The 17722-nt window shown below is 40.4% G+C and carries 23 protein-coding genes; 16 read left to right on the forward strand and 7 right to left on the reverse strand.

What is annotated here, in order from left to right; translation table 11 throughout:
* Window positions 1–31: 31 nt before the first annotated feature.
* From MKL51_RS12840 to tnpA, 3 genes are all read right to left on the reverse strand, one after another.
* Window positions 32–1636 carry an IS66-like element ISAba46 family transposase gene (locus MKL51_RS12840; protein ID WP_017402503.1) on the reverse strand — a complete coding sequence of 535 codons (1605 nt, stop codon included), beginning with the start codon at window positions 1634–1636 and terminating at the stop codon, window positions 32–34.
* Window positions 1637–1710: 74 nt separating this feature from the next.
* On the reverse strand, window positions 1711–2046 hold the full coding sequence (gene tnpB / locus MKL51_RS12845; protein WP_004832949.1) for an IS66 family insertion sequence element accessory protein TnpB: 336 nt from the start codon (window positions 2044–2046) through the stop codon (window positions 1711–1713).
* Window positions 2043–2426 (reverse strand): IS66-like element accessory protein TnpA, encoded by a 384-nt coding sequence (tnpA, locus tag MKL51_RS12850; RefSeq protein WP_004646130.1) that lies wholly within the window; start codon window positions 2424–2426, stop codon window positions 2043–2045. Before tnpA ends, tnpB begins: the two co-directional genes overlap by 4 nt.
* Before the next feature lie 204 nt (window positions 2427–2630).
* Between tnpA and MKL51_RS12855 the strand changes: the two genes are divergently transcribed.
* From MKL51_RS12855 to MKL51_RS12910, 12 genes are all read left to right on the forward strand, one after another.
* Complete coding sequence (locus tag MKL51_RS12855) at window positions 2631–3047, forward strand: hypothetical protein (RefSeq protein WP_017402502.1); 417 nt, start codon at window positions 2631–2633, stop codon at window positions 3045–3047.
* An 87-nt stretch (window positions 3048–3134) separates the two neighbouring features.
* Entirely contained in the window at window positions 3135–3566 is a 432-nt protein-coding gene (locus tag MKL51_RS12860; RefSeq protein WP_000005905.1) for a hypothetical protein, read from the forward strand.
* Between the two features lie 36 nt (window positions 3567–3602).
* On the forward strand, window positions 3603–5006 hold the full coding sequence (locus MKL51_RS12865) for a DnaB-like helicase C-terminal domain-containing protein (RefSeq protein ID WP_000102026.1): 1404 nt from the start codon (window positions 3603–3605) through the stop codon (window positions 5004–5006).
* Between the two features lie 87 nt (window positions 5007–5093).
* The gene (locus MKL51_RS12870; protein ID WP_004832942.1) at window positions 5094–6188 is read left to right on the forward strand and encodes a hypothetical protein; all 1095 of its coding nucleotides are present in this window, start codon (window positions 5094–5096) and stop codon (window positions 6186–6188) included.
* 63 nt (window positions 6189–6251) lie between these two features.
* Window positions 6252–6806 (forward strand): hypothetical protein, encoded by a 555-nt coding sequence (locus MKL51_RS12875; RefSeq protein WP_004832940.1) that lies wholly within the window; start codon window positions 6252–6254, stop codon window positions 6804–6806.
* A complete protein-coding gene (locus MKL51_RS12880; protein ID WP_004832937.1) occupies window positions 6806–7297 on the forward strand; it encodes a hypothetical protein in 492 nt (163 codons plus the stop codon). The genes MKL51_RS12875 and MKL51_RS12880 overlap by 1 nt, the downstream gene beginning before the upstream one ends.
* Window positions 7291–7899, forward strand: coding sequence for an Asp23/Gls24 family envelope stress response protein (locus MKL51_RS12885; protein ID WP_002124005.1), 609 nt, complete (start codon window positions 7291–7293; stop codon window positions 7897–7899). Before MKL51_RS12880 ends, MKL51_RS12885 begins: the two co-directional genes overlap by 7 nt.
* Window positions 7896–8405 carry a hypothetical protein gene (locus MKL51_RS12890; protein WP_004832935.1) on the forward strand — a complete coding sequence of 170 codons (510 nt, stop codon included), beginning with the start codon at window positions 7896–7898 and terminating at the stop codon, window positions 8403–8405. Before MKL51_RS12885 ends, MKL51_RS12890 begins: the two co-directional genes overlap by 4 nt.
* Window positions 8406–8417: 12 nt before the next feature.
* Window positions 8418–9833, forward strand: coding sequence for an ATP-dependent DNA ligase (locus tag MKL51_RS12895; protein WP_004832933.1), 1416 nt, complete (start codon window positions 8418–8420; stop codon window positions 9831–9833).
* Window positions 9834–9835: 2 nt separating this feature from the next.
* Window positions 9836–10312 carry a hypothetical protein gene (locus MKL51_RS12900; protein ID WP_228132029.1) on the forward strand — a complete coding sequence of 159 codons (477 nt, stop codon included), beginning with the start codon at window positions 9836–9838 and terminating at the stop codon, window positions 10310–10312.
* A gap of 39 nt (window positions 10313–10351) precedes the next feature.
* Entirely contained in the window at window positions 10352–10924 is a 573-nt protein-coding gene (locus MKL51_RS12905) for a guanylate kinase (protein ID WP_002125274.1), read from the forward strand.
* 72 nt (window positions 10925–10996) lie between these two features.
* Window positions 10997–11617 (forward strand): hypothetical protein, encoded by a 621-nt coding sequence (locus tag MKL51_RS12910; protein WP_002125265.1) that lies wholly within the window; start codon window positions 10997–10999, stop codon window positions 11615–11617.
* On the opposite strand, the gene MKL51_RS12915 is transcribed toward MKL51_RS12910, so the two are convergent.
* Window positions 11605–12033, reverse strand: a complete 429-nt coding sequence (locus MKL51_RS12915; RefSeq protein ID WP_002125269.1) for a hypothetical protein — start codon at window positions 12031–12033, stop codon at window positions 11605–11607. The genes MKL51_RS12910 and MKL51_RS12915 overlap by 13 nt on opposite strands.
* Complete coding sequence (locus MKL51_RS12920; protein WP_002125263.1) at window positions 12030–12707, reverse strand: AAA family ATPase; 678 nt, start codon at window positions 12705–12707, stop codon at window positions 12030–12032. Before MKL51_RS12920 ends, MKL51_RS12915 begins: the two co-directional genes overlap by 4 nt.
* A 202-nt stretch (window positions 12708–12909) precedes the next feature.
* Between MKL51_RS12920 and MKL51_RS12925 the strand changes: the two genes are divergently transcribed.
* Window positions 12910–13326, forward strand: a complete 417-nt coding sequence (locus MKL51_RS12925; protein ID WP_001180909.1) for a hypothetical protein — start codon at window positions 12910–12912, stop codon at window positions 13324–13326.
* Here the strand turns inward: MKL51_RS12925 and MKL51_RS12930 are convergent.
* Together MKL51_RS12930 and MKL51_RS12935 are read right to left on the reverse strand one after the other, a co-directional pair.
* Window positions 13323–13907: a tyrosine-type recombinase/integrase gene (locus MKL51_RS12930; protein WP_000124734.1), complete on the reverse strand. Its 585-nt coding sequence runs from the start codon at window positions 13905–13907 to the stop codon at window positions 13323–13325. The two genes, MKL51_RS12925 and MKL51_RS12930, sit on opposite strands and share 4 nt — an antisense overlap.
* Window positions 13908–14246: 339 nt before the next feature.
* Window positions 14247–14666 (reverse strand): helix-turn-helix domain-containing protein, encoded by a 420-nt coding sequence (locus tag MKL51_RS12935; protein ID WP_000833467.1) that lies wholly within the window; start codon window positions 14664–14666, stop codon window positions 14247–14249.
* 421 nt (window positions 14667–15087) lie between these two features.
* Here MKL51_RS12935 and MKL51_RS12940 point away from each other — a divergent pair, with 421 nt between their 5' ends.
* The 3 genes from MKL51_RS12940 to MKL51_RS12950 all read left to right on the forward strand — a co-directional run bounded on the left by MKL51_RS12940 (window position 15088) and on the right by MKL51_RS12950 (window position 17688).
* Complete coding sequence (locus MKL51_RS12940) at window positions 15088–15282, forward strand: hypothetical protein (protein WP_000047261.1); 195 nt, start codon at window positions 15088–15090, stop codon at window positions 15280–15282.
* A 240-nt stretch (window positions 15283–15522) separates the two neighbouring features.
* The gene (locus MKL51_RS12945) at window positions 15523–16428 is read left to right on the forward strand and encodes a cobalamin biosynthesis protein CobT (RefSeq protein ID WP_002125271.1); all 906 of its coding nucleotides are present in this window, start codon (window positions 15523–15525) and stop codon (window positions 16426–16428) included.
* Between the two features lie 51 nt (window positions 16429–16479).
* Window positions 16480–17688 (forward strand): IS256-like element ISAba26 family transposase, encoded by a 1209-nt coding sequence (locus MKL51_RS12950; RefSeq protein WP_000343018.1) that lies wholly within the window; start codon window positions 16480–16482, stop codon window positions 17686–17688.
* Window positions 17689–17722: the final 34 nt, after the last annotated feature.

Below are 17722 nucleotides of genomic sequence, written 5' to 3' on the forward strand. Positions count from 1 at the left end.
GTAAGCGTCCGCTGAATCCCATACCAATTTTTTAATTCGATTTAGGTTTCCAGCAGTGTGGCAGTAACTCTTCAATCTGGGTCACTTTATGTGTCGGTAGCTTTTTCAGCACATCACTTAAATAGGCATACGGATCCAAGCCATTCAGCTTTGCTGACTGGATTAAAGTCATGATATTTGCCGCTCGCTGTCCACTGCGCAGCGAACCTGCAAACAACCAGTTCTTACGGCCCAATGCCCAGGGACGCATTGAGTTCTCTGCCCAGTTATTGTCAATGGGTAGATTGCCATCATCCAGATAGCGGCTTAAGGCTGGCCAACGCTTCAGACTGTAATTGATCGCCTTGGCGGTTGGAGAACTCGATGGCACCGTCAGATCATGTTGGTTGAGCCATTCATACAGTTGTTGCCTCACCGGTTGGCTGTGCTGTTGTCGGTATTCGCGGCGGTGTTCTGCTGTACTATCGGTCTTTTTCCTGAGTTCTGCTTCTATGGCATACAGTTTCTGAATCAGCACTAATGCCTGTTCAGCGATCTGACTTTTCCCGGTCACATGCAGTTCATGAAATTTACGACGTGCATGTGCCATGCAGCCCACCTCAATGACATCGCCTGATTTAAAGCGTGCTTTATAACCACTGTAATCATCACAGACCAGATGGCCCTGCCAGCCATTCAGGAACTCTTCTGCATGCTGACCTGAACGGCTATCCTGAAAGTCATAGATCACCGCTTGAACTGGATTGTACTGTGTGGTGGCATAGGCCCAGACATAACCTTTCTTCGGTTTTTTCTCATTCTCACCCATCCGCATAATGGTGACCGGCGTTTCATCGGCATGGATCACCCGCTGTTGCAGCACCACCTGTTTTAAGGCATTGGCCAGAGGTTCCAGTTCCACACCGCAGCGACCAATCCAGTCAGATAACGTGGATCTGGACAGATCAATGCCCGCCCGCTGATAGATCAGGCGCTGACGGTACAGCGGTAAATGATCGGCATACTTCGATACCAACACATGGCTGAGCAGTTCAGGTGAAGCAATGCCTTTATCAATCACATAGGCTGGCATCGCTTGCTGAGTCAGGGTGTCGCACTGATCACAGACCCATTTGCCACGGATATGCTGTTCCTTATAGAACTGTGCCGGTCTGAAATGCAGTTTTTCACTGACATCTTCGCCGATACGCCGGAGTTGGCATCCACAAGCACATTGGGTTGATGCAGGTTCATGCTCAATACGGATGGTGTGTAGATGATCTGGCAGTGGTCGACGTTTAGGTTTATTGACTGTGGCTTTGTGTGTCACTGCATCGGTTTTATCTGCATTCAGCCGCTCCAGTTCTAGATCAACCGCGGCAATATCTTCTTCAACCGCTTCATCCCACAGATGGATTTGTTTTGCCGTTAAGTGTTCATTCTTTTGGGCGAATTTGTGCTTTTTAAACAGCGCCAGTTCATGCTCGTATTTTTGAGTGAGAATAGAAAGATGTTGAACTTTGGCATCCAATTGCTGGTTTGATTTTTCTAACTCTTGATTTGATTCTGCCAGAGACTGATGCTGCATTGCCAACTGTCTGGTGAATTCCAGCAGTTGTTCATGGGTCAGTTGGCTTAAGTCAGGCAGCGTATTCATGACCGCAGTATGCCTGAGGTCATGAGAAGAATGAAATAGAACGTTTGGAGAATAGCAGAATGGAACAGTCTGGTTTAAAGCATCGTCACCACCTGCTGTCGTCCAATGCGCTGCCAAGGTAAACCCTGGATCAGTGCCTGTAACTGTTCCGGACTTATCGCCATGCTTTCACCCTGGTGAACCTGCGCCCAGTGGAATTTTCCCTGTTCCAGCCGCCGGGCACACAGCCAGATGCCCAGTCCATCATGTACCAGCACTTTCATGCGATGGCCACGTTTATTACAGAACAGGTAAGCACAATGCGGTTTGATGTAGCCAAAGGCTCTCACCACCTGAGCCATGACAATATCCATCCCTGCTCGCATATCCAGAGGTTGGGTAGAAAGCCAGATTTCATCAATGCGGATCATGTTGCAAGTGCCTTGAGTAATTCTGCTAAAGCAGATATTTCTGATACTTGCCATTTCAAGCCAATTTCTGCTTTTGAGTGGGGTAAAGTAATTTGAACCTTTAACATGTCAGTAGGAGTAGGATCTAATGGTGCAGAGCAAGATAAGGCAATAAATGCAGGTTTATTCGGTAGTGGTGAGCGATCATTCCCTGGCTTAGCATCAATTAAGCGAATCCATTTGGATACAAGATTTGTATTCAATCCATGTTGCAAAGCGACCGAAGCAATTGAAACGTCCGGTGCTTTACAAGCCTGAACGATCTGCTGTTTAAATTCAGCACTGTATGTTCTTCGTTTTTTCGCAAGAGATGCGATGGATGTCTGGTGATTTGTAGTCATAAATTTTAGTCCCCACTTGTTTTTAAGTGTGGACTAAATTAAGGCTTATAGGATGAATTCAGAAGGTGTGTTCAGCGGACGCTTACCTTCTTTCGGCTTTTCAAAAATGAATATCGAAACTTTTATAGAAAAGCTATTGATCATAAGGCGGCCGAATTCGTTAAACCCATTAAGGAGCGAGATTTCTTACTCAGTCGTGAGGCCTTGTCATTTTGGCGACTCAGACAGGCGGTTGATGCTTTGGGAATGCGTTATGACTTCTATTTAAAAACCGCATTTGATAAATGCGTTAAGGTGATTGCGAATGGTAGACCTTTGCCACCTAGACCTGCTCAACTAAAAAAAGAAGAACTGTTAATTGAAGTCTTCCATGAGTGGGAGTCTTATTGTGAAGCTTCGCTCCAGATCGCTAAAAGTCCATATTTTACCGCTACACTTTTTCATAACAGTCCAATGCAAGTTGATTATGAAGATTTTATTGTTAAGCAGGTGCGGATGCGTCAAGTGCAGCATTACGCATTAGGGACATGCATTTATCGCTATGATGCGCTTCGAATTGAAAAAGCTTTAGAGTCTTTTGATATTTCAATCATCAACCAAGCTATTAAATCCAGTATTTAATGCTTTTTTCTCTTAAAATATTAATAAGCGCTTACTATAATTTGATAATATCGTTTTTATAGTAATTACTAATGTTTCGAGGTTTTAATGAGCGAATGGCAGAAAGAACTTGCGATACAAAACAAGTTCGGCAATAGCGCTCCAATTTCAAAGGAGTCTATTTACTTAAATACGGAAGAAAAGCAAAAACTTCAATTTCAGCCGCGTAAAACGTATGGGCGTAGGCTGCCAGCGAACGAATGCGAAATTGAAGAAATGGGCTACATGAAGTTTGTTCGTAAGCTGCAAGAGCAAGAACAGGAAATTGTAGTCATTAAAACAGACGGCGAAGTTGTACGTGGATACATCCGTGCTGCGGATGCAGAAACGATCTCGCTTCGTTGTTATTTGAATGGTGATAAAAACGGTCGTTATCGTGCGCGTGTTCTTTTTAAACACCAAATTTCCGAGTTCTCACCAACTAAGGGGATTGAAGACCTAGTTGATGAGCTAGAGAGAAAGTCGAAATCTAAATCTTAAACGTAAGCCATCTATTTTCTATAAGGATTATCTTATATGTCTACTGCTGTGGCCGAAATTCATGAAGAAGAGGTCGTTGATAAAGAACTCGAAGGCTTCACCGAAGAAAAGTTTGATTACGACGATGAGTTTCAATCAAAAATTGCGGCTTTAACTTTACGTGATGATGAGTTTCTTAGAAGAGCCGCCCATATTCTGAAGCCAGAATTTTTCGAAAATCAGGGTGAAGCATGTCTGGTCGATATTGCGCTCCAACACTTCAATAAATATGGATGTTCTCCTGATCCCGCTTCTGTTGTCCAAATTATCAAGGATAAAGCTGCTTCTAAAGTTTATAAGCGAGAAACATTAGCGGCAATTGTGGAAGCAAGGAAGAAATTAATTGGCATCTATGTCACTGACAAGGCTTTCGTTGAAGAAAAGGTTGTTGAGTTCGCGCGAAAACAGGCGGTATCCAATGCGATTGTTAATTCTGTTCCTGATCTTGAGGCAGGTAATTACGCCAAGATTGAAGCGCGTATCAAGGAAGCTATTGCGGTCGGATTGAATGAAGAGGGTGTTGGTTATGACTTCTTCGCTCAGGCGTTGAATCGTAAGCTGGCACGTATCGAGAAGCTGACAGGCAAAGTACCTCCGACAGGCATTACTACTGGCTGTAAAGAACTTGATGATCTGCTCTATCACAGAGGTTGGGGACGCAAGGAGCTGTCTCTATTAATGGGCGGTGCAAAAGCAGGTAAGACGCAAGCGCTTATTCACTTTGGCCGTATCGCAAGCTTTGCTAAATACAACGTTCTATATGTAACGCTAGAAGTTGGTAAAGACATTATTGCAGACCGTTTAGATGCCTCTATTTCAAAAGTGATCATGAAAGAATTGGCGTCGAAGGCTGCAAGTGTTGCAACTGCGGTCGAGACGGTAGCCAAGACGGCGGGCAAATTTATTATTCATGAATTTGGTTCCGGTACATTTTCTCCGTCACAGCTAAGAGCGTTAATTGATAGGTATAAGAATCCTGGGCGGAACCCTGATGGAACGATAAGACCGCCAATCAAGTTCGATATGATCATTGTGGACTATGCAGATTTGATGCGTCCAGATATTCGTACAAATGACCCAAAAGAGAACTCAAGAGCTATCTATGTTGATTTACGCGCGATTGCTTTTGAAGAGAATGTGGCGTTACTGACAGCTACTCAGACCAACCGTGAGGGCTTTAAGTCAACGGTAGCCAAGGCAGAGCACGTAGCTGAGGACTTTAACAAAATCAGGACCGCTGACGTTGCAATCTCCATCAACATTACAGAGGAAGAGAGAGCGAAAGGTCAGGCTCGATTGTACTTTGCAGCTTCTCGTAACCAAGAGATGGGGGTTACTGTGGTGATTAAGCAGAATGTGTCCATGATGAGGTTCTTGGAAGAAGTGATTAGCGTCGAATAAATTTAACCCATTATTATAGTAAGCGCTTATTTATAACTTTGTGCTAGTATAAATAAGCGCTAATTTTATCTAATGCGATTTTGCAATATGAGAGATCAAGAAAGTTTAGCGGAGATATTAGACCGCATTGATATGGAGTATTGGCTTAACCGCGAAGGGTTTGAATACAAAGTAACTCGCGGAAAAAACGGAATCCAGTTGAATGTTAAGGAATGTCCGGTATGTGGTAACTCAAGCTGGAAAGTCTATCTGAATCAGGATACGGGTTTGGGTAACTGCTTTCATGGTGATTGCGAAACCAAATTCTCGAAATGGAAGTTTATTAAGGCTGGTATAGGTGGTAATAGCCTAAGCAATAAAGAGATTGTCGAGCATGTTAAAGCAATTGCTCAGGAGCAGGGCTGGCAGCCAAAGCGCAAAAGTGAACCCACACAAACCAAAATTGGCGATCTAAAGCTTCCAAAAGCCTATGACTTGCCGATCATGGGTCAGAACCTAAAGTACCTGAAAGATCGAAATATAACGCTCGATACGTGTCGTGAATTTGGACTGAAATTCTGTCAAAAGGGTTGGTTTGCATACATAGGTCCAACGGGTGAAAAGCAATACCAAAACTACAGCATGAGAATCATCATTCCTGTCAGGGACCTTGAAGGCAAGCTTGTGTCTTTTCAGGGTCGGGATATTACAGGAAAGGCTGAAAAGAAGTATCTATTTCCTCCTGGTTTCGCGTCTACGGGCACTTACCTATATAACGGCCATAATGCCCTAGGTTACGTTGAAATCGTCATGGGAGAGGGCGCTTTTGACGCTATGGCGATATATCAAGCCTTCAAGGAAGACGAGTTCCTTTGCAATGTTGGAGTTGTCGCGTCATTTGGTAAGCATCTTTCGGTAGGTGGTGATGAATCGCAAATGGCTGAATTACTAAAGCTCAAAGATGAGGGATTGGAGTGCGTGACAATTATGTGGGATGGAGAGCCTGCCGCAATTCTGTCTGCGATCGATGCATGTTTAAAGATAAATAGCTTTGGCATAAAGGCAAGGTTGGCCACGTTGCCTGCTGGATGTGACCCCAATGAAGTCGACCCTGAAATCGTTCGCACAGCGTATCGAAAAGCGATACCAATTACGCCAATTAGCGCAGTAAGTTTACGCATTAAGTATATGGGTAAAGTCTGAATCGTATTTGATTCCAAATCATTGTTTTTAAAATATTGTTGAAGTTTTCAAGGTGCTTTTACTATGAGTTTAAAAATTGTGGTCAGAAGTGCCTACTCATTGCATACGAGTGGGACAAAATATTATTCGATGTTCTTGTTATCTGTACAGGACGGAGCTAAACGCAACACGCAATTATTCAAAATTTATGGCTCAGCGGTAAATCAAACGGCTCAAGTCAAACACCATTCAGAAGGTAAGGGTGAAACACTTGATACCGAATTTAATAAAACACTAAAAGCGAAAGGTAAAGCAGGTGAATATAGCGATTTACGTGAAAGCGAAATCCTGCATGAATTTGATAATTTCCATGATTTTATTACTTACTTGACTCTCGACTCTCCGATTAATGCCATTAGAGCGCCTTTCGCATCAGCGATTACCGAAAAGGGTTTTGAACAATATTTAGAAACCTTGTCCCAAACGTTCGGGATTCCAGTTGATGACATGTACAAATTTACATTCAGATATGAAACAGAGGAAGAACGGCAACGAAAACAAGAAGAGGAAGAGCGTAAAGCGGCTCAGCTCATGGCACAACGACAAGAATTTTATGGTGAAGTTTTGGGGTCATGGTAATGAACAGAGTAATTATTGGGGTTCCACATTGTCGGTTTATGGTGACAAAGACCACAACGAATGAAAAGGTTTTGGAGCTGACAGAATATTTTGCTGTCCACAAGCATACTCAAGATGAAGTATTAGGCTTGGCGATCAAGGCTGTTGATTACCATGATAACAAGGGCGGTTATCACCGAACGGTCGAAATTCTTGAAAAATACGGAGGACTTTCTTACTCAACAGTAGCAGAAAGGGTAAAGAATTTAAGTAAGGCTGCTGTACGTAATCTAGTTGATGAATTGTCTACCAATTCGGATTCGATTAATCCAATTGAATATGCTCAATCAATTTTCGGTCGCGAAGCATCCAATATTTTTGACAAAGGGCGAGAAGCTGAGATCAAGTCAATTTTTCAAAATTATTTTGGACCTATCAGAAGCGAACTGAGCGAATTAATTCTTGATACAGATGAGTATGCTGCCTATAAAGGAGTACAAGGATCATGGTAACTAAAACTCTTCCTGAACTCGATTTGGAATTATCCAGAAGCGGAACAAATGCCTATTACTGCGATTTTTGCCCTCATACTGGCAACCGTCCTAATTATGCCGCATGCCTAAAGCGCATCCATAATGTTCAGGAGGGAAATGAACGCGAGGTGGATGCAGTTTGTGTAGTCGCTATCCATAGACATCACTGTGAAGCTGCCGAAATGCGTGAACGTGAAATTGAGGCAGGTAAGCCTCTCTATTACATTGATCGTTCAGAAATGCGAAAACAAGTTGGGAAGCGGCTGGCTAAACAAGGAATTTCTATTTCTTCTAAATTTGATTATAAGTTAGAACTTACTAATATTAATGGTGAAAAACCAGAAAAAGAAATTCCAGTTAATTCAAAGGGTAATTATTCATTAAGTGATGCAATCAATACTAAACTAAAGAAAAATAGTTTGAATACCAAAGATGTTCATGTAGAATCGCAACAAGAAAATAAAGTAAGCGCTAACTTATATATCGAGAGTGAGAGCTTAACTGTACCAAGTATCGAGAGCGGATTATCGCTTTTAGAAATTGCTAACCGTTTCAAAGCAAACACACAGGAAAAATTATGAGCAACGCAGAAGATTTATTAGAAGCTTTAATCAAGGCATTAAAAGACTCGAATGTAGATGCCGAGGAATTACGCTTCATGACCTTGCTTCCTGATCACATGCGCAAGATTCAGGATTTAACCGAAGAGTTTGTAAAAGCTCACGTTAATGGTCCACAACAGCTTGAAGTTTACATGAGAGCCATTATGGGTGTGGTTGCACAGGTTCAAGCAGCATTAGTCGTGAATACCGGCACAGAATCAATTCAGGAATATGCACAATTATTGGCTCAAAAATCAGAAGATGAATATTTGCTTGATCTAGGTCACATGCTTCGTGATTTTACCAATCATTGGCTAGCGGTCTTTCTGCAAGCTGCAAAAGAGCATTTCGGCGAAGAAGTATTTAAAGCTCATCAAGCCCATGTTAGAGAAGTGATTAAAAACGCTAAAAGCGAAATGCTGAAATCCAAAGAAGGCGATTCCCCATTTAAAGATTCATTTATTCCTTCATTTGCAAAGCAGTAATAAGGTGTAGCAATGAATAGCGATCAGTTACTAGAGGCTTTAAACCAAATTGCATCTGAAAGCTCAAAAAATGAAAAACTAGCTTTACTCATGGATTTTGAAGCAGAAAAGGGGTTGTTCAGAGAAGTTCTGCGTTTGGCATATGACCCGTTTATTGTCTTTGGAATTTTGCCAAAAGCAGAAGATGCAGGAACAGGGGAATTAATGTTTGATGAGGTTGATACCCTTGAGTTCCTATCTAAGCTTAATAACCGTGAACTAACAGGCAATGCAGCGCGCGAAGCGCTGCGTAGCCAACTGGCTCAATTATCAGAGAAGTCAGGCGAGCTTCTAATTCGAATTTTAAGAAAAGATTTACGTGCAGGTTTTAGTGATGCAACGATCAACAAAGTCGTGCCTGATTTGATTCCTGTATTTCCATACCAACGCTGTTCATTGCCTAGTGAAGTAAAGCTGAAGGCATGGCCGTGGAAAGATGGCATTTATTTGCAAGAAAAAGCTGATGGCATGTTTGCCAACGGGACCAATTTAGAAGATAAGTTCTTCTTGTCCTCACGTCAGGGCACGCCGTTACCTATGGAGCATTTTTCCGACCTTACTGCGGAAATGGATATGCTGATCAAAGATGTCCAATATCATGGCGAACTACTTGTCGAGCGTGATGGTGTCGTCCTGCCACGCAAGGTTGGAAATGGCATCTTGAATTCGGTCACTAAGGGTGGCTCATTCGCTGAAAATGAAAAACCGATCTATATGATTTGGGACTTCATTCCACTTAGTTCTGTTAAGTCAAAAGGAAAATTTGAAGCAGCATATAAACGTCGTATTGCACTGATTAAATCGATGCTGGCCAAGTTTAAGCCTAAGTATGTGCGGCTTATTGATACGCATGTTGTTCACTCATTGGGCGAGACTTACGATCACTTTTTTAATGTACTTATGCAGGGCAAAGAGGGACTGGTAATCAAGCATCCAGAAGGTCACTGGAGAGACGGTACAAGTAAACACCAAGTTAAATTAAAACTTGATGCGGATTGTGAGCTGGAGGTTGTGAGCATTAATCCGGGTAAGGTGGGTTCAAAGAACCAAGGGCGAGCAGGAGCTTTGCATTGTAAATCTGCATGTGGTCAAGTCATTGTGGATGTCGCCATTAAGAATGAAAAAATGCGTGGCGAAGTTGATGCAAACCCTAGTGACTGGATTGGTCGAATTATCACTGTACGTTCAAATGCCATTATGCGCCCATCCAACAGTAACCAGAATTACTCGTTGTATTTGCCACGTATGGTTGAGGACTGCTATCGAATCGATAAAACGGAAGCTGATGATTTAAAACGTATTGAAGAGCAATTCAAAAACGCTATCGAAGCTGCCAAGAAGCTGGCAGAAAGTGAAGCGGTGGTGATTGACAATACAGCGACAGCATAAATATGGAGTATATATTGATGTTATCTAAAGCTAAAAAACTACATCGTCAAAAAGCTTTACGTCCTTCTACTGAACAATGGGAAATTATCGCAACTATTGGATTTGCCATTATTCTTACAGTTATCGGGTATTTTTGCATTGGCGGAGCTAAAGCGAATGCAGCGGTGGTAGCGAGAGCAGCGTCTGTATCCTCAGCTCGTCCTTCGACATCTTTTGCGCGGTCTTACAGCAGCTCGTCCACACGCGCTCCGACCACTACAAGTTTTCGTTCTAGTCCAGTTAAGACTGTGACAAAACCTAGTACGATTCGTTCTGTGAAGCCTGTTACAACGCCTGCTAAACCGATGCCTGTTTCTTCTTCATCTACACAGAAGAAATCGCGTAAGATTGGTTTCCAATATGATTACTATGCATTTACAGATTGCATCCCTTATTCAAGCGGAAGTTTCCAAGGTTGGAAGTGTATTGATCGGGATTAATTGGGGCGGTTCTACCGCCTCTTCTTATGAGGTATGACGATGTTTGTATTGTTATCTGGAACAACGTGCAGCGGCAAAACAACCATTGCTGACGCGCTGACCGAGAAATATGGGTTTAATCGTATTGTTACCACAACATCACGGCCGAAACGGGAAGGTGAGGTTGATGGTTTGCACTACCACTTTATTACTCAAACAGAGTTTGATGCACTGAAAAAGGCTGATCAGTTCCTTGAGACAAATAAACATGGTAATTATGAATATGGCGTAACGATTGATAATTTCAAAACCTTGCCAGATGATCGAAATGCCATAATTATTGTCGACCCAAATGGATATAAGAAGATTAAGCGTTATCTGAAAGCAAATGAAATTAAATATCTTGGGGTTTTTGTCGACGCTGATATTAAAAGCCGTCTACAACGTTTAATTGTTCGAGCAGATCAGAAACTTGCGGAACGTTTAGAAGTCATGATTCAGGTCGAATCTCATTGGATAAACGAAATCAACCAGTACGATATGTTGATCCAGAATGATGAAACGATTGAAGATGCCTTAGAGCCGATTTTAGATCATGTGCGCCGTGCAGGACATTTAGATAAAATAGCCTAAGCATTTTGATGAACAATTAAAATTTCCTAAAATAGAATGCTCCGATAATTTCAATAATTTCGGAGTTTTTTTATGCTACTAAAATCTGTTCCTGGTGTTTTGCCTGCACTTAAAAATAGCGATTTGGCAACTACGAAATTATGGACCACTCACATTGAAAGAATTACAAATTATCAATTAAACGCCGTAATTGCTAAATTCAAGTTTAAAAATGAAGAAAGTCAAATTGATAAGGAAATTGAATACGCGGTTAGTCAGATCAACGACGCTATTTATAACCGCCAAATCAACTCGGTAAAAATTGCTCGATTTAAATTAAAAAAAGATCATTCCATTACGGTGAGCAACCTAATTGCTGGTTTATTGAAGCTGAAGGAAGTTGAAAGAAAGGCTGTGTTGTTCTCATTAGAATCAGGATTAAGCCTTGATGAAGTGACAAACTTGGAAGTTAGACAAGCCAATGTGGCAGCTAGAAACTCAAAACTAGCGAGAGAAATTATTAAAAATTGCCCTGTGAGTATCAAAACAAACTATTTATTTTGGGAATCAAATGAGGAAAAGGAGCATGAAAAGCTCAAAAATTTAGAGCAAGCTGTGTTTGAAGCCTTTGGTTTTGACTTCAAACTGCTTGCCCTAAAATACGAGAATATTATTTATGACGAATGGTTTGAATTTCTTGGTCAGACGTCATAATTGTCGCCGAGTTTTTTGATTCGACGAGCCGTATATTCTTCTAAAGCTTCATTGAGCATGGTTGTAAAAGTGGTCTTGTTAGAACCCATGCCAATGGAGCTGATAGATTTAAGCCAGTTCAAACGAAGGTACATTTCTTGGCTAATATTGTTGTTAAAAGGACGTTGAATTAATTTCAAGTCTTCAGGAGCAATATTAATGCCCTGACGCCAAGGCGCTTCACGGTCCTTTTTCTCTTTAGGTTTGCTTAATCCTGATAGTTCATCAAGCTTATCAAGGTCTACAGGTTTTTCATTAGCTTCTGGCGTTGCTGTGGCAGTTTGTACTGGAGCACTCTTTGTAAAATCGGATGCATTTGAATTTTCAGCTTGTACTTTTGCAGCTTTGCCTAATGATAATCCACCACGTCCACTCATTTGAACAACTCCTCAGCCAATGCATTTACTTCTTCTGCTGCCTTAGAGGCACCAATATTTAACTCAATAACACCCAGACCCATGCCATAAGCTCTTGAATATGCAATACGGTCGTAATTTACGGAATCGAGAACTTTTGCAAAATCTTCAACTTCTTTAAACGCATTACGCGCATCGTCTAAAGCTGTGATACGTGCATTTGTCGGGACTTGAGTGATATAGATGTAGACATGAAGTGGATCGAGGTCCCTTTCATTTACACGGATATTATTTGCTTCTTCAATTAATTCCAAAATTTCCCCAGTTGATTCTACGTCAGCTTGGTTAGGGCGAGTTGGAATAAGAATGGCATCGGAACAAAGCAGCGCTTCACGGAAGCCAGAAGAGTCATAACCACCGCAATCGAGAATTACGTTAGGTGTTTCACTTTCAATTTTTGGAATGACTTTGTCAATTTCTGGTTGACCAAACAAATGATAAGTTTTGATTGAGCCGGTCTTTTCTATGAAAGTTTGGGCTTGACGATAAATACCCCATTTAACCGAATTTTTATTGGCGTCAAGGTCGACAAGAGCTACGTCTTGTTTTTCATTATTGGCAATCCATGCAGCCAAATTGGTAGCCGTAGTTGTTTTGCCGACGCCACCTTTTGAATTGGCGATCAATAATTTCATTAAATCCTCAACATAAACGTTGGCGAAAATCGTAGTGTAATAGTAAATGCGCTAGATAACAATGTATAAACTTGTATTCATTGCTATGTAGAAATCTATATAGAAATCTATATAGATTATTAATTTAAAAATTAGATTGTATTTAACTAAAACAAAATGTTTAATAGTTCTAATTGCTTACATATAAATTCATAGGCTTAAAATGCAGAATCAAATCAGACAATTAGAAGATGGAACTTTTGAAATAGGTACTTGGATTCAGAATGCAAATGGTGAAGTTGTGTTCTTTGATGCAACGAGTGCCAAAACATTAGAAGAAGCAAACAAGATTGCTGATGAGTTGGATGATCAGGAATTTAAATTAGCAAAGAGTGAAATTGATATGCTTGGCGGCATTCAAGGTGCCAATAAGGTTCTGGAGCTCATGAATGAAAACGAAGCCGTTGCCGTTGAATTTGATAAAAACCACTTTGATATTAATGAATTAAAATTCTATAACCAAAAAGATTTTGAGCAGCGAATGGATGACTACCTAGATAATGGTGAGACTGCAACCTATCTATATGCAGACTTTGAAATCCAAAGCCTGCTGCACAAAACTAGATTTTTGAAATTTTAATTTAACTTTTCAGCAACTTGGCGGAGCAATTCCGGATCCGATGCAAAATATTTTTGCGTGGTCAGGATTGAGCTATGCCCCATCAATTGTTGAATTGAATAAATATCACCGCCCTTTCTTATTAGCCTTGTGGCAAAGGAACGTCGACCGGAATGGCTGGTTGCTTGAATACCAGCCTTCTTATAACAGTTATTAATCATGGTCACCATGCTATTTGGTGAGAATGGACCGCCCTTCTGCGATAAAAATAAAGGTGCGTCGGGATCCTTTGGTCTTTCTTTTGTTATGTATTCTTCTACCAGTGATCTAGCGATTGGATTGACTAGGAATACCTCACGGTAGCGGTTGCCTTTAGTAATATTACCGAGCAATCGAATAATATCCTTCAGCTTGCCCTTCTTCACGTCGTAAACATCGCCGACCTTTAACATTGATAATTCTTTAGCGCGAAGCCCAAGGAAGTGTGAGAAATACAAAACACATTTGTTCCGTAATGCATTTACGCCCGTTTGAGTGGCTAAAGTAATCTCAAGATCATCTTCTGACACATATGGGGCTTTTCCAGTTGTTGTTCTTGCCATAAATCGACCAAATAATTTTTTATTACATTTTTCCAAAAACGGAAAGGATATAAAAACAGTCTACCACATGTCGAAAAATAAAAAATGTAATAAAAGATACATTTTATTATATTTTTTGGGTGTGCAAAAAGGCAGGGCGTCATATCCTGTCGTATACGTACTTTTCTATTAAGAGTGGTATTTCAAAGTTTGATTTAAATTGGTAATCTATACCAATCTTGATTTTGTAACGTTTTCAAGTTTAGGAGGAGCTATGAAAGAAAAATTTAAAAACAGTAATTTAAAGGGTATGAATAGCAAAAAGCCCGAACTTGATCGGGCAGTAAGAATAAAAACAGATTAGTTGACTTTAAGTGTTTCTAGGAAAGCATCAAAAGCTTCTTTCTGTCTAGGGTTAGTGAAAAACTCAAAATTATGGCCATCATTTGCTTCGCGAATTTGTTTAATTAAATTCGATTCTGCATCAGTAATAAGAGGTTGCTCAATCATGGCTTCCATTTCTTCAAGCAGATGAGGCATGTATTCCTCTAGGCAGCGCATGAAGAGGTCTTTAGCATCGATTTTTAAAGCTTCAGCCATAGCGCGCACACGTTCAAGAGGCAATTTGCTTTTACCACGAACAATGAAGCTAACCATGTTTTGATTGATACCCATAATCTCTGCCAATTGCGACTGATTCAGATCCGATGCATTTAGTTGAGCGTCGAGATATTGGGCGACAGTTAGTTTGCGTTTGGTGTTAGTAGCTGCTGATTTCATAGTAACGTTTTCCTTAGAATATTCTTAATAGATATAAAGTCATAATGTCGGAATGTATCCTCGATACAACATTATAGACTTAAAATATTTGCGGTTTAGGTAAAGTATATCAGTAAGTGCTGATTTACCCAAGTTCAAGAAAAGTACAGATTTGTATAGGATTGGATAACATGACATCGGTCACAATTAACGGAAAAATTTAGTAAGTAAGCATTGATTAATATTTTCTTATTTTTGGGTTAAACTAATGGTCAGACTATAGGTGAGTAGATGCTCATTTTAAGTACAGGCAATTTGTTAGCTGATGCAGACAATCATACTATAATGACAACGTATCGACTGATACCAAGAGGAAGTATAAGCCTCATTCAAGCCAATTATTTGTCAAAAAAGTATGATAGTTAGAGTATAGGAGTAAAAAATGTCGAAAAGTGTTGAAGTTATTACGCCTGAAACCGTAGCAGATTTCTTGGCAGAGCAGGGTTCTGAACTGATCTTTGAGGGAAATCAAATTAATGTAATTAAAGGAAAAAATGAGGAATGCGGTGATTTCCTTGTGATTAACAATGCACTTGGCGAAAATTTGTTTATTAAACTTAGCTATATAGTCTTATGAGTCTACCTAAATAATTAAAAATCCCTCACTTGACCCTTCTCTGTGGTTAGTGTCCAAGGTTTGATGCTGGCCACGGTCAAAATAAACCCTCTATTAAAACTCAAAATCTCCCCAATTTCACTCTTTATTTTTCAATAAATATTTTTATAATGCTTTTTAATATTAGTAAGCACTTGTTAATATACTGTCAGGTCTGTATATAGACATCCAATAATGACTTTTTCAGATTGAGATTTTTCAATGAATGAGCGCATACATATTTTAAGACAAGCAATTGTTGTCGTTACCCAAGCACTGACTAACTCTGATATTGCAGTAACACAAGAAGGCATTGAGGCAGGTGTGCATAAGGATCCAAAGACAGGCAAACCTGTGCGAATTAACCTTCCATATCTTCCGGACAATTCACCAGATTCGCTGATTGATGCGGTTCAAGGTTTTCTTGATCAAGAGGTAGCGAAGTATCTTTTTACCGATTTTTCTCTCAAGCTAAAAGGATCTGAAGAGGTAAAGACTTTAACTTCATTGTTAGAAGAAGCGCGTGTAGAACGTTGCATGGCTGAAAAATATCGCGGTTCAAATATCAATATGAAAAATGCGAGCCAATTTTTCATTGATGAATTGATTGACGATAAATACCAAAAACTTGTAAAGGAAAAAGCTTCTGATGAAGAAATTACGCAACATTTAATGTTGCCAATGTTACGTGCGTTAAGTGGTCCAATTGGGGCGTTTGCAAGCATTGAACCTAGTGAGCCTTCAGCGAAAGACCTCTCACGACGAAAGGATCAAATGAGGCTATTACCAGGATTAATTATTGATTCTGTAAAAGCAGATAGATACACAGATACCTCAGAGCCATTCCTGCGAGCTTCGTTGGTCGAGCATATGCGCGATTGCAAGCAATGTAACGGTTGCGACCTTGCTGGACAGGTTCATCCAGATATTCGTTTGGGTAAAAAGATGCGATTTATGGTCGTGGCTGACTGCCCAACTTGGGAAGAGGAAAAGAAAGGAAAACTTCTTGAAGGCGAGACGGCCCAATATGTGAAAGCTGCAATTAAAGATAATGAATTAGCAGTAGCGGACGGTTATTACACAACGCTCGTCAAAGCCAAAAAAGGGACTGTTCTAAATTTTGTGTAAGTACTTAATTTTCATTTATCCTTCAGAGGATAATTACAAAAGGTACTTCACATGGATGAAGCAACAATCAAAAGTATGGCTGCCGAATTGGCTAAAGGTCTAAAAACACCAGAAGACTTAAACCAAATGACAGCAGTCTTTAAAAAATTCATGATTGAAACTGCACTCAATACTGAACTTTCAGACCATCTCGGTTATGAAAAGCATCAGCCCAAGAAAGGCTCAAATAGCCGTAATGGGTTTAGTTCTAAAACCATTACAACTCAAGATGGACAACTGGCTTTAGATATTCCCCGTGATCGAGAAGGTTCATTTGAGCCACAAATTATCAAAAAGCACCAAACACGCATCACCAGTATGGATGACCAAATCCTCTCACTGTATGCAAAAGGAATGACTAATAGGGAAATTGTAGCCTTCTTCAAAGAAATGTACGATGCCGATGTGTCAGCATCTCTCATCAGCAAAGTTACCGATGCTGTGATTGAGCAAGTGACTGAGTGGCAAAATAGAGCCTTAGATAGCCTTTATCCTGTTGTCTATCTTGACTGTATTGTTGTCAAAGTCCGTCAGCACTCCAATGTGATTAACAAGTCCGTATACCTTGCTTTAGGCATCAATATGGATGGGCAAAAAGAATTACTGGGTATGTGGATTGCTCAGACAGAAGGTGCCAAATTCTGGCTGTCAGTCATGACAGAGCTAAAAAATCGAGGAGTACAGGACATTCTTGTTGCCTGTGTAGATGGATTAAAAGGCTTCCCTGACGCGATAGCCTCTGTTTACCCTCATACTGATATTCAACTGTGTATCGTGCATGTTGTACGCAATAGCCTGAGATTTGTAAGCTGGAAAGACTACAAAGCTGTTACGTCGGGTCTGAAAGCGATTTATCAGGCAAGTACAGAGGAAAATGCTTTAAAATCCCTAGACATCTTCTGTGATCAATGGAATCACCAGTATCCCAAAATTGGAGAATCCTGGCGGGCCAATTGGGAAAATATCCGAACGATCTTTAGCTATCCAGCCGAAATACGTCATGCAATTTATACAACAAATGCGATTGAGTCGTTGAATAGCGTAATACGCCATTCAACGAAGAAAAGGAAAATCTTTTCATCTGATGACTCAGTAAAGAAGGTCATTTACTTAGCAACATCAAATGCTGCGAAGAAATGGACGATGCCAATTCAAAATTGGCGTTTAGCAATGAATTGGTTTACGATTCAGTTCGATGATCGATTAAAAGATCATTTATAAAAAATGGAACTTACACAAAATAATTTACAGGCTC

This window comes from Acinetobacter sp. AOR18_HL, from assembly GCF_027855145.1.
In the GTDB taxonomy this organism is placed as follows: Bacteria; Pseudomonadota; Gammaproteobacteria; order Pseudomonadales; family Moraxellaceae; genus Acinetobacter; species Acinetobacter pittii.